Source organism: Corynebacterium confusum (assembly GCF_030408715.1).
GTDB classification, from domain to species: domain Bacteria; phylum Actinomycetota; class Actinomycetes; order Mycobacteriales; family Mycobacteriaceae; genus Corynebacterium; species Corynebacterium confusum.
In genome coordinates this window covers 2296670-2310068 of the sequence record NZ_CP047202.1, presented here as the reverse complement: position 1 = coordinate 2310068, position 13399 = coordinate 2296670, and the positions used below count along the sequence as shown (strand labels likewise).

General features: G+C 61.1%; 12 protein-coding genes and 1 pseudogene. 7 read left to right on the top strand and 6 right to left on the bottom strand.

Translation table 11 applies throughout. The annotated features are described in order from the left end of the window. Positions 1-30 precede the first annotated feature (30 nt). Both CCONF_RS10690 and CCONF_RS10685 read right to left on the bottom strand, forming a co-directional pair. A complete protein-coding gene (locus tag CCONF_RS10690) occupies positions 31-228 on the bottom strand; it encodes a DUF2613 domain-containing protein (RefSeq protein WP_070768425.1) in 198 nt (65 codons plus the stop codon). Between the two features lie 18 nt (positions 229-246). Further along, positions 247-753 (bottom strand): universal stress protein, encoded by a 507-nt coding sequence (locus tag CCONF_RS10685; RefSeq protein WP_290223572.1) that lies wholly within the window; start codon positions 751-753, stop codon positions 247-249. Between the two features lie 60 nt (positions 754-813). Here CCONF_RS10685 and CCONF_RS10680 point away from each other — a divergent pair, with 60 nt between their 5' ends. Further along, complete coding sequence (locus CCONF_RS10680; RefSeq protein WP_290223570.1) at positions 814-2151, top strand: glycoside hydrolase family 3 N-terminal domain-containing protein; 1338 nt, start codon at positions 814-816, stop codon at positions 2149-2151. Positions 2152-2209: 58 nt separating this feature from the next. Continuing rightward, positions 2210-3901, top strand: a complete 1692-nt coding sequence (locus tag CCONF_RS10675; RefSeq protein WP_290223567.1) for a VanW family protein — start codon at positions 2210-2212, stop codon at positions 3899-3901. Positions 3902-3973: 72 nt separating this feature from the next. Here CCONF_RS10675 and CCONF_RS10670 read toward each other — a convergent pair whose 3' ends face one another. Next, positions 3974-5167, bottom strand: a complete 1194-nt coding sequence (locus CCONF_RS10670) for an IS1249 family transposase (RefSeq protein WP_435384107.1) — start codon at positions 5165-5167, stop codon at positions 3974-3976. Between the two features lie 44 nt (positions 5168-5211). Between CCONF_RS10670 and CCONF_RS10665 the strand changes: the two genes are divergently transcribed. Both CCONF_RS10665 and CCONF_RS10660 read left to right on the top strand, forming a co-directional pair. After that, positions 5212-6555 (top strand): IS256 family transposase, encoded by a 1344-nt coding sequence (locus tag CCONF_RS10665; protein ID WP_290223564.1) that lies wholly within the window; start codon positions 5212-5214, stop codon positions 6553-6555. Continuing rightward, positions 6555-7145, top strand: a pseudogene (locus tag CCONF_RS10660) (transposase); the annotation flags it as partial. The gene CCONF_RS10665 and the pseudogene CCONF_RS10660, both read left to right, overlap by 1 nt. Positions 7146-7687: 542 nt before the next feature. Here the strand turns inward: CCONF_RS10660 and CCONF_RS10655 are convergent. From CCONF_RS10655 to CCONF_RS10645, 3 genes are read right to left on the bottom strand one after another with little or no spacing between them, the layout of a single operon-like run. Continuing rightward, a complete protein-coding gene (locus tag CCONF_RS10655) occupies positions 7688-8509 on the bottom strand; it encodes an ABC transporter permease (protein WP_014303356.1) in 822 nt (273 codons plus the stop codon). Continuing rightward, the gene (locus tag CCONF_RS10650; protein WP_014303357.1) at positions 8502-9263 is read right to left on the bottom strand and encodes an ABC transporter permease; all 762 of its coding nucleotides are present in this window, start codon (positions 9261-9263) and stop codon (positions 8502-8504) included. The genes CCONF_RS10655 and CCONF_RS10650 overlap by 8 nt, the downstream gene beginning before the upstream one ends. After that, positions 9260-10324, bottom strand: a complete 1065-nt coding sequence (locus tag CCONF_RS10645; protein ID WP_014303358.1) for an ATP-binding cassette domain-containing protein — start codon at positions 10322-10324, stop codon at positions 9260-9262. The genes CCONF_RS10650 and CCONF_RS10645 overlap by 4 nt, the downstream gene beginning before the upstream one ends. 411 nt (positions 10325-10735) lie before the next feature. Between CCONF_RS10645 and CCONF_RS10640 the strand changes: the two genes are divergently transcribed. The 3 genes from CCONF_RS10640 to CCONF_RS10630 are packed head-to-tail and all read left to right on the top strand — an operon-like array spanning position 10736 to position 13372. Further along, positions 10736-11365 carry a sugar O-acetyltransferase gene (locus CCONF_RS10640; protein ID WP_014303359.1) on the top strand — a complete coding sequence of 210 codons (630 nt, stop codon included), beginning with the start codon at positions 10736-10738 and terminating at the stop codon, positions 11363-11365. A 7-nt stretch (positions 11366-11372) separates the two neighbouring features. After that, the gene (locus CCONF_RS10635; RefSeq protein WP_023018094.1) at positions 11373-12590 is read left to right on the top strand and encodes a glycosyltransferase; all 1218 of its coding nucleotides are present in this window, start codon (positions 11373-11375) and stop codon (positions 12588-12590) included. Further along, positions 12587-13372, top strand: coding sequence for a thioesterase II family protein (locus CCONF_RS10630; protein WP_023018093.1), 786 nt, complete (start codon positions 12587-12589; stop codon positions 13370-13372). The genes CCONF_RS10635 and CCONF_RS10630 overlap by 4 nt, the downstream gene beginning before the upstream one ends. The last annotated feature ends 27 nt before the right edge of the window (positions 13373-13399 follow it).

The following is a 13399-nucleotide window of genomic DNA, read 5'->3' as shown; positions in this document are numbered from 1 at the left end:
GGCGAAGTTTAGTAGGCAGCCGGGGCACGGCTACTGACGGGAGCCGTACTCAGGCCCGCCCAACACGGCGTCATCGGCCGGCACCGCGTGGCCGGAAGGCACCGTATCAGCGTCGCTGAACTGTGCGATCCCCACGATGGTGACCACGCCGAGCACCAGGCCGACCACGGCGCTGCCGACGGCCGGGCCCAGCGTGCGCTTTGTCAAAGAGTCGGATTCTACTGCCATGGGACCAAATCCTAGCAGCTACTCGAAGTACTCCGGGTCATCTTCTTCGTCCTCGTCGTTTTCCGGCGGGACGATAAAGACCGGGATGCCGGCGTTGCGCACGATCTGGTCCGCGGTGGAGTTAGTCCACCAGGAGCGGAAGCCCGTCAGCGCGCGGGTACCGGTGACGATGACGTCCACGTCCAGCTCCTGTGCGGCATCCACGATCGCGGAGGCGATAGTCGTGGCGGATTCGACTAGGTGGGCGCGTCCCGCCAGGCCGAGCCCCTCGGCCACCTCGACGCCGTGGCGGCAGATGGCCAGCGCCTCCTCGTAGGCTGGGTCTTCCTCGGTGGCCTCCGGGGAGACCGTCGACTGGTGCAGGCCGGTGCGGCTAACCGCACGGGCAGCCTGGCGGGCGGCCGGCTCCCAGGCGGTGAGGATCTCCACCGTGCTGGGGCGCAGCAGCTGAGCGGCTTGCTGCATGGCGCAGGCGGCGCGCTCCGAGCCGTCGAACGCAATTAACATGGTTTGGCCGTTACTCATGCCCGCCATCTTAGTAGGCATTCGGGCGTGATGTGGCTGACTAATGGCAGAATATAGGCCATGATTCCGTTTCCCCGGCCCGCGCAGTGGCGTCGTCGCCTGCCCGCTGGCACCCGCATCAGTGGCCCGTGTGCGCGGGTCGCGCTGGTTGCCGTGGTAGCCGTCGTGGCCGGTGGTGGCGCGCTCAGCGCCTGCTCGTCGGACGAGGCGGAGCGGGCCGCGCCCCCGGCTGGTGTGGCCAGCAGTGAAACTATAGCGAGTTCCTCGGCCCCGCAGACGAGCTCTCCCACGAGTCAGCCGGAAACGGCACCGGCGGTGCAGCTGCCCGCCACCCGGCGCGAGCAGCTCGCCTCGTTGCTGATGCCGGGAGTGGTCAACTACGACGACGCGCTGGCGAAGCTCAAGGCCGGGGCCGGCGGTATCTTCATCACCAGCTGGGCGGATCCAGAGCTGCTGCGGACCCCGGGGCGGGATATCCACGCCTTGCGCGCGGCGGTCGGTCGCGACTTTGATGTCTCCATCGATTTTGAGGGAGGACGGGTCCAGCGTTTCTCGGAAATCCTGGGGGATTTCCCGACCCCGCGGGACATGGCCGCGGGCGGCACCGCCGAGGCCGAGCGCCAGGGCTTCGCGGTGGGCCAGATCCTGTCCGCCCACGGCATTACCGTGGACTTCGCCCCGGTTATCGACCTCGACGGTGGTGGCCTGAACGTGGTGGGTGACCGTTCCTTCTCCCCGGATCCGGCCGCCGCGGGTGAGCTCGGCGCCGCTTTTGCCCGGGGCCTGCACAACGCCGGGGTACGGCCGGTGTTTAAGCACTACCCGGGGCATGGCCGTGCCAGCGGGGACACGCACCAAGGAATGGCAACCACCCCGCCGCTGGACCAGCTGGTGGGCTACGACCTAGTGCCCTTCGATGTCGCGCTGCCCCAATCGCCGGGCGCCGGGGTCATGGTGGGGCACCTGGTGGTGCCGGGTCTGGGCGACGGGGTCACCCCGGCCAGTCTCAACAACCACGCCTACGGGCTGCTGCGCGAGCACGCCGGTTTCCGCGGCCTGACCTATACCGATGATCTCACCGGCATGAAGGCGATTACGGACCAGATGTCCCCGGAGGAAGCCGTCACTGCTTCCCTGGCCGCCGGCGCGGACCAGGCGCTATGGTCGACTGCCGTGGATTTCCAGATCGTCCTAAACCACCTGGAAGCGGCCGTGGATGGCGGCCAACTCCCGCCCGAGCGGGTGGCCGAATCCGCCCTGCGCGTGGCCGAATCTCATACGGAGCCCGAGCCGGCCCCAGGCGCGGGTCCCGGGGCGGCTCCCCCGCGGAGTAGCCGCCGAGGCCGCTACATGTGTCACCCCCGGTGTCCTCTTACCCGCCCGGCGCGGTTGTCTTGATAATATTTTAGGCCTCCTGACTAGGAATTAGGGCCGGTAAGCCATTACTGTAGTGCGTGTGAGTAAAGCGAACGGAAAACGCGGAGTGAAGGGTTGGGCCATTGCCCTGGGCATCTTGGTCGGCCTTTTCGTCATCGCGGGCGTTGCCTACGCCATGGATGTCGTGGCGAACCAAGGCAAGACGCCCCGGGCCGTCTCCGTCGGTGGAGTAGATATTTCCAACATGGAACGCCGCGACGCCGTGGCGAAACTGGAGGACGAGCTCGGGGACGTGGAAAACCAGCCCGTGACGGTCACCGCCGGGGCAAAGACCACGGAGTTCATCCCCCACGAGGTCGGCCTGCGGATGGACTTTAAGAAAGCCGTGGACGGCATCGAGAACGCTTCCCTCAACCCGTTCGCCCGCGTCTACAGCTTCTTCGCGCCCCAGCGCGAATACGACGTGAACACCGACGTTGACGAGGCTGCATTCCAGCCCACCGTCGATCGCCTCAACCAAGACCTGACCGTCGAGCCCAAGGACGGTGCGATTAATCTCGCCGGCGGCAAGGTTAACGTCACCGACGCCGTGACCGGCCAGTCCGTCGACCGCGAGGAGCTGGCCACGGAGGTCTCAGAGGGGTGGGTTAACCCCGAGGGTGTCGAGGTGGACGCGGAGGAAATCGAGCCCGCCATCACCCAGGACGAGGTGGAAAAGATGGCCGAGGGCGACGCCGCCGACGCTGTGGCTGGCGATCTCGTCACCCGCGGCCGCGACGACGTCGAGTCCCGCATCACCTCGGAGGAGATCGAAAAGTTCGTCACGATTGAGCCCCACGACGGCAAGCTGGAGCTGAAGATCAACAACGAGCGCGCCCAGGAAATGATTGGGGAGGGCCTCAAGCCTTCGGTCCAGGTCAAGCAGAACGCCACTATCTCCTTTGCCGGCGGTTCCAAGCAGGTCACCCCGCACCGCGACGGCGTGGTCATCGACTGGGACAAGACCATGGACGGCTTTGACGAGCGCGTCAAGGACAACAAGGACCGCGAGTGGGACGCCGAGTATCGCGACGAGCCCGCCACGTTCACCACCGAGCAGGCCGAAAACGCCAGCTTCGACGACGTCATCGGGGAGTTCACCACCAGCGGCTTCTCTGGCGCGTCGGGGCAGAACATCAAGCGCGTGGCCGACCAGGTCAACGGTGCCTTCCTCGCCCCAGGCGAGACCTTCTCGCTCAACGGCTACACCGGCCCGCGCGGCACCGCGCAGGGCTATGTCGAGTCCGGCATCATCATCGACGGCCGCGCGGGTGAGGCCGTCGGCGGCGGTATCTCCCAGTTCGCCACCACCTTGTACAACGCCGCCTATTTTGCGGGCATGGAAGATACCGCCCACACCCCGCACTCCTACTACATCTCGCGCTACCCGGCCGGCCGCGAGGCCACCGTGTACGAGGGTGCTATCGACCTGCAGTTCACCAACAACTCCGAGCACCCAGTGATGATTTCGACTAGCTACAGCAACAGCGAAATCACCGTGCAGCTCAAGGGAACCAAGACCGTCGAGGTCGAATCCATCAACAACGGCCGCTGGGCTCAGACCCAGCCGCAGCCCAAGCAGGTCGATGCCGACGATTGCTCGCCGTCGTCAGGCGCGCCGGGCTTCACCACCTCGGACACGCGCGTCATCCGCAACCTGAGCGGGCAGGAGATCTCCCGGGAAACCACCACCACGGTCTACGACCCGCAGCCGATCGTCACCTGCAGTTAGGCAGTCGGCAACCCTGGGTGGGTTAAGTAGCAAAAAGTGTGTCCGGTCGGCGTGTCGCCGTCGGGCGCATTTTTATTTGAAGGGTCCTTTCCTGATTCCGATGGAGTGGTTGTATTCGGTTGGGATAGCGTTGTCGTAGAAGGCTGGTCGGCCTGTTTCCTGGTCGGCTTTGTTGTGGTCTTCTTCGGCAAGATTGTTGACTTTGGCGAGTTGGTCTTGCCCGAAATTGCACTGCCTGGCGATTCCTAGGGGATCGTCAGGCAGCTGCGTTTTGGAGTGGAGGTACCACTCGAGCATTGTGCGTTGGCGCTCTCCTGTCCTGCCGCGGTGAGCGTCGGCGAGTCGTTTGAGTTGCGCGTTGACTCCGCCTTCCAGACTGTTGGTAGTTGCGGCCCACCGGCCTGGTTCGAGCGCGTGCGGTGGTGGCTGCAGATAGGTAAACAACCACCCCTTCCGCGAGAGGTGCAACAGCGAATTGTAGGCCTTGCGTACCCGCAGGTGGGTCCATTCCCACCGGTGGTTGAGGGTTCTGCGTTCCTTCGGCACCGGTGTTTTCTCGTTGAGGAAACTGGCATAGACGACCCCGAAATCGTGCAAGTTCAGAGTCCATTCGCGGGCCTGTTCCATGGTGGTGATCCGCGTCAACTTCAACGCGAGCGCGTAAATGGCTTGGCCTGCGCTGGTGCGTGGTTTAGAGGTGGTGTAGCGACGGATAACGCGCTGGGCATGGACCACACAGCGCTGGATCTGTGCATTGGGCCAGCACGCTTTGATAGCGGTGTAGGCGCCTTGCCCGCCGTCAAGGACAACGCATAAGGGTTCTGCGATCTTGTTTAAAAGCTGCGTGTAGGCGTGGGCGGTTTCGCTTTTTGCCCAATGCCAGGCGATGACATGGTCATAGCTTGCGGCGACGAGCAAGCACCCGGCAGCGGTATATGTGCCGTCGATGAAGATCTGATCGTAGACGCGGTGAGGCTCACCGGGGTTGGGTACCTCTATGAGCCAAAACGGTGTAAACCGGCGATCAAGCGTCCATCTGCTTACTCCTTGCTGGCGGGCTACTTCAGCCAGTGTTGCGGTGCACGTGATGTAGGAGTGGAAGGCTTTGAAGTCGCGGGTGTGGCTCAGATCGGTGCGGGTGCGTGTCGTTGAGTTGCCGCAGTTGGGGCTTTTGCACCGCCATCGTGTTGTTCCTTTGGATGTGGTGCCGTTTTTCTTCATTTGCCCAGCACATACGGGGCATCGTGGTCGGTGAGAGTGTCTGATGGTTTGTGTGTGGGAACCTAACCCGCATGAGGAGATGGACCAGAATGACTACTGTGACGAGACGAGATCCGGCTGATAAGGCCAAGATTGATGCGATTGAAAAGAAGCTGCTTGCTAACCCTGAAATCGCGAAACTCATTGATGACCTAGGCACATCGACAACGGATGCCAATGACCTAGTTCGGGGCATGCTACAAGCCTCGATTACTAGGGGATTAAACGCTGAGATGGATGCTCACCTTGGCTACGAGTCCGGCGATAGAGCAGCTAAAGCTGCAGCTGGGACAGACAATCACCGCAACGGAACCTACCCAAAAACCGTGGATTCTAACTACGGGCCAGTTACCGTTGATATCCCTAGGGATCGGGCTGGAACATTCTTGCCAACTATGGTCCCTAAAGGCTCGAGGCGTTTGACCGATGTCGATGACATGATCATCAGCTTGTACGCCGGTGGGATGACCATTAGGGATATCCAACACCACATGGCAACTGCGATGCGGGTTGATATTTCCCATGAGACGATTTCTGCAGTTACTGACGCCGTCTTGGATGAAGTCATGGTCTGGCAAAACCGCCAGCTAGACGAGTTCTACCCCGTGGTGTTCCTGGACGCACTACGCATTAAAGTCCGTGACGGCGGCCGGGTTGTCAACAAGTCCGCGTACATGGCAATCGGGGTGGACCTTGACGGAATCAAACACATCCTCGGATTGTGGATTGCCAAAGAAGAAGGCGCCTCATTCTGGGCGCAGGTGTGCTCTAACCTGGCTAATCGTGGGGTCAAAGACGTCTTTATCGTCTGCTGTGACGGGCTCAAAGGCCTACCAGAAGCAGTGGAGGCAACCTGGCCGAACTCGATGGTGCAAACCTGTATCGTGCACCTGATTCGTGCCGCGAACCGGTGGGTAGCCTACGGGGATCGTCGGGGTGTATCGGCGGCGTTAAAAAAGATTTACACCGCTGCGGATGAACCCACAGCCCGTGCTGCTTTGGACGAATTTGAAGCCTCTGAATTGGGAGAAAAATATCCCCGCTCAGTCAAGGTCTGGCAGGACGCGTGGGGCCGGTTTGTCCCGTTTCTGCAGTTCCCGCCAGCGGCCAGAAAGGTTATCTATACGACGAATTCCATTGAGTCGTTTAACAACGAGCTGCGTAAAGCTACTCGCAACAGGGTGCAGTTCACCAACGATGAATCAGCGCTTAAAACACTGTGGTTGATGATCTGCAATATTGAAGACAAACGAGCTGCAAAGAGGGCGAAGCAGGGCAAACGAGTCTCAAGAACAGCCGGCAGGCTTATGGAAGGAGCCCGGGTTTCCGGCTGGAAACAAGCCATCAATCAAATGGCCGTGGCCTACCCCGACCGCTTCGACAAATACCTATAAACCCAGCCCCACACACAAACAACTTGACACGCTCGCTTGCTGCCATCCACGAACAGACCGTATCCATTGCCGGCGCAGAATACGCCGAACTTGGCGTAGCAATGTCCGCCACAGATGCACTAACCAAACTCGAGCATCGTAAAGAAATCGAAGCGCAGGTACTCAAGCTGATTCAGGACATTCCGCAGACCGAGATTCTTTTATCCATGCCTGGTATCGGCCCGCGTAGCGCAGCGCAGATCCTCATGACTGTTGGCGATATGTCCGACTTCCCCGATGCAGCGCACCTAGCATCCTATGCAGGGCTATCACCGCGGACGAATCAGTCAGGAACGTCTATCATGTCGAATTCGCCTAACCGGACTGGCAACAAAAAATTAAAGAACGCCCTATGGCAATCGTCTTTTGCATCGATCAGATTCCACGAGCGTTCCCGGCAATTCTATGAACGAAAACGCAAAGAAGGCAAAAGACACAACGCCGCAGTCGTCGCACTCGCACGCCGGCGCCTCAACGTTCTCTTCGCCATGATGCGAAACGGCGAGCTCTACCGAGACATCTCCACAGTCCAGGAGGCCGCAGCAGCCTAGAACCAACAGACCCTCACCTCAAGCCGATTGCACAGCAAGCCCAATCGGCTCCTCACCGTGCCCGAAAACAACATCCACAAGGAAAAGCAGAAACCCTTCACACCCCCCAACAAACTCACCCACGGAATTGACAAACTATATAGGAACACCTCCCTGGGCGATGGTGCAGGCGCGGAGAGCGCCGCTGTTGCCGATGCCGCGCCCAACACCGCGACGGTAGTAGAGTACCCGCTGCCGGTGCAGGAGTTTGCGGTGACCCGCTACGATTTGCCCGCCGGCACCACGGTTTCCACGCAGCTTCCCGGACCGGCCATCGCCCTGGCTACTTCTGGTGTGGTCACGGTAAACGACCTGGAGCTAGCCCCGGGCGAGGCCGCCTGGTTGCCGGTAACCGGCGGCGACACTACCCGCCTTAGCGCGGCCGCGGGTAAAGATTCGCAGCTCTTTATCGCGGCGGCGCGCCCTGCGCGGCAAGTAGCGCTACCGCGCCGCTGGGGACGCCGCCGCGCGACAAGTAGCACTGTCGCGCTAACCGGCGCTATTTACGACATGGTGGGGCGGCGGAACGCAGCTGCGGCGGCTAGCAGCACTACGGTGAGTGCTACCATCCAGGCCACGAAAGCCCAGACTGCGGTGCCGGGCTGGCCGGTGGCAAGGATTTCGGCGCTTGGCGTGCCGTCGATGGCGGCGCCGGCGCGGGCGGCGAAGGTAAGCGGATTCCACCGGGCGATGGGTTGAACCACACCAGCGAATTGCTCCACGGGCACGAGGCCGCCGTTAAGTGCCATGGCCGCCATGATGATGGGGGCCGGGCCAATGGCGGCCTCCGGGGTGGCGCACATCGCGCCCACCATGGCCGATAGCGAGGCGGCCACCACCGCGCCGAAGATGATGACTAACAGCACCCAGCCAAACCCGGCCAGCGTGTGAATACGCAGGCCAGAAGCCACGGAAGCCAGCAGCACCGCGCAGCCGGAGATAAGGCTGCGTAAGGAATCGAAACACCAGCGGCCGAAGATCTCCGGGCTGGTGCCGTAGCGCGTGGTCGCGATGCGGGTGGTGATACCGCGTTGGCGTTCCTTAATTATCTGCGCGGCGGCGGAGGTGCCATTCATCAGTTCGCTGGAAAGGATGAGCGCGATGGTAAGCGGTAACGCGTCGAGCGTGGCAGAGCCTTGCGAGGCCGCCATGAGGTCGCCAAACAGCCACCGCATGACCAGGAACATCAAAACGGGACCAGCCACGGTATTGGTAATTACCGCGCTATCGCGGCGGGCGGCGCGCAGGTGCCTTCCAAAATGCGTGGCGACAGTGGACAGCCAGGTGGTGTCGTGCGACACGGTGGCGGTGGTGTGGTTAGTCATGTTTCCTCCCCTGGAAAGCGGTGATAAAGCCCCATACGCCAACGACGGTCATGGCGATGAGCCAGCACAGTGCTTCGACTCCGCGCGCCCCCAGGGCAGCGCCACCTAGTAGGTTGCGGGCGGTGTCCAAGATGGGAGATAGCGGTACGTGCCGGATGATGGGGCCAATGCCGCCGGGCAGCGCATCCGCAGGCACGAATGCGGTGGAGAACATCACCATGACCAGCACGAGGTTTTGGAAGAGCAAGGACGCCGAGGTGGGCTTGGGGGCCAACAGGCAGGAGCCATCGATAAACGCGGAGAGGATGATGGTGAGGGCGGCGAAAAGGGCGATGGTAAGGATAATACGACCCGGTCCGGCAGCGTAGCGGGCACCGAGCAGGATCGTGGTGAGGACGACGATGCTGCACGACCACGCGGCGCGGGTGAGATCTGCCAGCAGCCGGCCGACGACCGTGGCCCAGGCGGGCGTCCCGGTGGCGCGGATGCGGTCGTGGATGCCGTTTTCGGCGTCACGCGTAATCGCCAAGGAGGAGCCCCCGGCGGCGAACACAATCGCCTGAATAACGCCGGCGGGCAGGAGGAAGGCGGCGTAATCGATGCCGAGTTCCGTCGAAGCCTTGGCGAAGGTGGCGTAAAAGATGACCATGAACAGGCTGGGTATTGCCACGGCGGAAACCATTACGGCCTTGTTGCGGACGGTGCGCAGGACATTGCGGTGCCACGAGGCAGCGACTGCTCCGAGCGCGTTCACTGGGAGCCTCCACCGGTGTGGGGAGCCTGCTGCGCGATGTCGCCGGACCCGGCGATAGCGAAGTAGACATCGTCCAAGGAGGGCGGAACCAAGGAGACGTCCGCGACCGAGGTGTCGTCGCCATCCCACAAGGCCAGCGCCCGGACTAGGGTGCGGTGGCCATCGGGCGCATCGACGCGCAATACGGTGTCCTCTTGGCGGCAGTCGATGCGGTGTTCTTGCAAGGTGTGGGTGAGGCGTGCGGCATCGTCCGGGCTAGACATCGTGATGAGGCACACCGTGGTGCCATAGCGGTCCTTGAGCTCGGCGGGGGTGCCTTCGTCGAGCACCTTGCCTCCGGCGAGCACGGCGACGCGGTCTGCGAGCTGGTCAGCTTCTTCCAGGTATTGGGTAGTAAGCAGGATCGAGGTGCCGTCGGCCGCCAGCCCGCGGACGGTATCCCACACGGAGCTGCGCGCGGCGGGGTCGAGGCCCGTGGTCGGCTCGTCGAGGAACAGCAGCGCGGGCGGGACAGTGAGGGAGGCGGCGATATCTAACCGCCGGCGCATGCCGCCCGAGTATGCCGAAACCAGGCGGTCGGCGGCGCCAACCAGATCGAAGCGCTCAAGAAGTTCCGCGGCGCGGGCCTTCGCATCGCTAGCTTTAAGCCCTGCCAGGCGGCCAAAGAAGATGAGGTTTTCCTTGCCGGTAAGCTCCTCATCCACTGCGGCGTATTGCCCGGTCAGCGCGATGGAAGCGCGCACCTTGGAAGGATCCGTGGCTAAGTTGTGGCCATCGATGATGGCGGTTCCGCCCGTGGCGGGCAGCAGCGTGGAAAGGACATTGACCAAGGTTGTCTTGCCGGCACCATTGGCGCCTAGGACGGCGAGGATGCCCCCGCGCGGAATGGCGAGGGTCACACCGCGCAGGATTTCCGTTCGCTTCTTGACTTTTCCCAGGCTACATCGCAGATCTTGGACATCAAGCACCAGGTCGCGGCCTTTTGCGTGGGCGCTGGTTGAGGGGACTGCGGTGGCGCTGGGGTCACCGCTAGCGGTTGCCGTGGTGGGGTTTTCTTTCATGATTCATCCCTGGATATACGTCAACGGTCTATTAGACGGCGCACCGATTCTCCTACCGCAGAAGGAAAACCGATTATTGCCCGCGAACGATGCATTGTGGTCCACGGAGCAAGCGCCTGGGGTAGTGCCAACTAATCCTTAGAAAATGATGTATGTCTAGCGGCACCGGGTCGTGCACAGCGCCCCGCAGGAGAGGGCTGCACAGGTCGGCTGATCGGCGGCGACGCTGCAGGTTGCTGCAAAGTTGAGCATACCATAATTAGGCATGGCATGCTTGACAATTAAGTCGAAGGCCTGTAAGCTACCAAGTGTGAGCTAAGAATCTGGGTATTCCGACTAGTCAGGGTCAAACCGCGTGGCTGACCGTAATTCGTATTGTGGCTCGCGCCTCTCAAGCACAAAGGAGTATCCATGGATTCTCGAGAGCAAATCGAAGATAAGATTCTCTGCGGTCAGCCCTTCCGCCCTATTGAGGACCCGGATCTCTATTACGAGATGATGGAGGCGGCGGAGAAGTGTCACGATCTCAACCAGCTTCGTCCACTTCAAACAGCGGAGAAGCAGGCAGTGATGGCAGACCTGCTTGGTGAACTGGGGGAGCGCTTAATGGTTTTCCTGCCATTTCATGTCCAATATGGCTCGAAAATCAAGGTCGGAGATGGCGTGACCTTCAATCGAGGAACGACGGTACTTGATATGGCCCCGGTGACATTCGGCAATGAGGTCATGGTTGGTCCATGGTGTTCCTTCTTTGCTGGCAATCACGCCTTAGACCCCGTAGAGCGGCAATACATGGTGTGTACCGGGGGTGCGATCACCATACAAGACCATGTGTGGCTTGGTGGCAATTGCACGGTAACTGCGGGTGTCACGATTGGGCATGGTGCAGTAATTGGTGCTGGCAGTGTTGTGACAAGAGATATTCCGCCCATGGTACTCGCAGCCGGTAATCCGTGCCGAGTCATTCGTGATATTGGCCCGGAAGATAAGCTCATGGGGGAGTCTTGGGTTCCTGAGTGGCCTAGTTGGATTACGGATTGAGACGGCTGTGAAAGTTCTCGCGGTCGTCCTGGGTTCTGAGGGTGATATGCTGCCATTTGCGCACCTTGGTGTCGCACTTCGAGATCGTGGCCACCAGTTTGTTTTGGCTGGGTTTAGCGAATTCGGCGGGAGTTTTCGTGCAAACGGGGTGGACTACATCGAGTTACCCGGTGATTACCGGGCGTTAATGAAGCGCCTTTTGGGCGATAGTAAAGGCATGATGGACACTGTCTTAGGTATCCGTGAGATGATATCTGACGCCCACGTTTTCGATGTGTTAGAGCATGCCATGGATGGCGTTGACGTGGTCATGTACACCCAATTCAGTGAAGTTGCTCGGTTGTTAGGGGCTGCACGCGGAGTCCCCAGCGTTCGGGTGCAGGTTTTCCCTACCGAACCCTGCCTCCGTTACAGCCTCGTGGATCCGCGAAAACTGGACGGCTCTGTCGGAGCTCTGGTCACCCACTGGATGTCCAATACTCTGATGGCTTGGGCGATGCGCCCAGTGATAGCGGCATGGCGCCGTAGGTTGGGGCTGCGTCAGCGAGCGCTCTCCTCTCCACCAACCACGATCTACCAATTCAGTCCCGCGTTGAGTCCGCCGGCGCCGGAATGGAAAAACCACATTCACGTCACTGGCGAGTGGCTTGACCCGCACCACAGTGAACTCGCCCTAGACCCAGCAGTCGAGGAGTTTGTGGCTGCCGGCTCGGCCCCGGTTCTGGCAAGCTTTGGGAGTATGGTCTCAGATCGCGTTTATGACCTTCAACGATGGACTCGAGACGCGTGCATCGAGCATGGTCTGCGGGCGATAATCGTCGATCCCGATCATGAGCCTGGTGTGAGAGAAGGAATCCTCACCGTCGCCCGGGTCCCGTTCGCGACTGTGCTTCCGTGGTGCCGTGCAGGCATCTGCCACGGCTCACTGGGCACCACCGGGGCGATCCTGCGCGCCGGCAAGCCGTGCCTTGCGGTTGCATTCGGTGGTGACCAACACTTCCATGCCAACGCAGTTTGTCGAAACGGTGCCGGGCCGAACTATATTGACGCCCAGCGAGGCGAACTGAGTGCCCAGTCCCTGGCCGCCGGAATTGCCGATTTGGTAAGTGGAGCATACGACTCCGCAGCCCGCAGGATGCCCGAGTTGCTTGCCACAGACCCGGGTACCGTCGCAGCAGTAGAAATCGTGCTTAATCAGTCCGACCTAGCGAAAGGCGAAAAATGACAGAAATCAGCTGCGAGGGAGTCTTTCCGTTTGTGGCCGGACATCGCACTGGAACCCTCTTGTTTTGCTTCCATCACGCAGGAGGCAGCGCTTCCGTCTATCGTGGATGGGTGGGGGTCAACCCAAGCATTGACGTGGTGCCGGTGGAGCTTCCCGGAAAGGCAACCCGTCGCCGAGAGAAATGGGTAAGCGACTTTGACAAGCTCGCCGATATGTGCGCAACCGAGATAGTAGATCTGGCGGCGGGCGCGCCGATTGCGTTGTACGGCCACTCCATGGGGGCAGCGCTGGCCTACCAGGTTGCTGCCTGCCTGCAGCAGATGCATCGGCCCACTATACCGGAAGCCGTGGTGGTGGCCGCACGGCAGGCGCCCGGAGAAACCGTGCCTGGGGAATACCACTCGTCAATGGGGTTCGGTGCGCTGCGCAGGGAGTTTGAGAAGGTAGGTGGCACACCACCTGAGATCCTTGCCAATGATGATGTGATGAAGCTGCTGCTCGCTGACATTCGTCGCGATTATGTGTTACACGAGGGCTTTCACCATGCAACCACGGTGCTTCGCTCTCCTGTGCTGGCATTGGCGGGGGATAGCGACCCAGCTGTCAGCCCAGAGATGCTTTCCCGGTGGGAAAATTTTACCAGCGGTAGTTTTGAACTGAAGGTCCTGCCGGGTGGGCATTTCTTCCCGCTCGATACTGGAACCGAGTTCCTCGACCTGCTTGCCGGTTTTCTAGCGGGAATTACTGGGAACACTGCCTGGTTAGCGCGGAACAATGCGTGATTGTGACTGTTAAGTAAAGAGGCCCCG

Excerpts from the sequence above, each read along its gene's own strand:
- CCONF_RS10690 (WP_070768425.1), bottom strand. The coding sequence starts at position 228 with ATGGCAGTAGAATCCGACTCTTTGACAAAGCGCACGCTGGGCCCGGCC.
- CCONF_RS10685 (WP_290223572.1), bottom strand. The coding sequence starts at position 753 with ATGAGTAACGGCCAAACCATGTTAATTGCGTTCGACGGCTCGGAGCGC.
- CCONF_RS10680 (WP_290223570.1), top strand. The coding sequence starts at position 814 with ATGATTCCGTTTCCCCGGCCCGCGCAGTGGCGTCGTCGCCTGCCCGCT.
- CCONF_RS10665 (WP_290223564.1), top strand. The coding sequence starts at position 5,212 with ATGACTACTGTGACGAGACGAGATCCGGCTGATAAGGCCAAGATTGAT.
- CCONF_RS10655 (WP_014303356.1), bottom strand. The coding sequence starts at position 8,509 with ATGACTAACCACACCACCGCCACCGTGTCGCACGACACCACCTGGCTG.
- CCONF_RS10645 (WP_014303358.1), bottom strand. The coding sequence starts at position 10,324 with ATGAAAGAAAACCCCACCACGGCAACCGCTAGCGGTGACCCCAGCGCC.
- CCONF_RS10640 (WP_014303359.1), top strand. The coding sequence starts at position 10,736 with ATGGATTCTCGAGAGCAAATCGAAGATAAGATTCTCTGCGGTCAGCCC.
- CCONF_RS10630 (WP_023018093.1), top strand. The coding sequence starts at position 12,587 with ATGACAGAAATCAGCTGCGAGGGAGTCTTTCCGTTTGTGGCCGGACAT.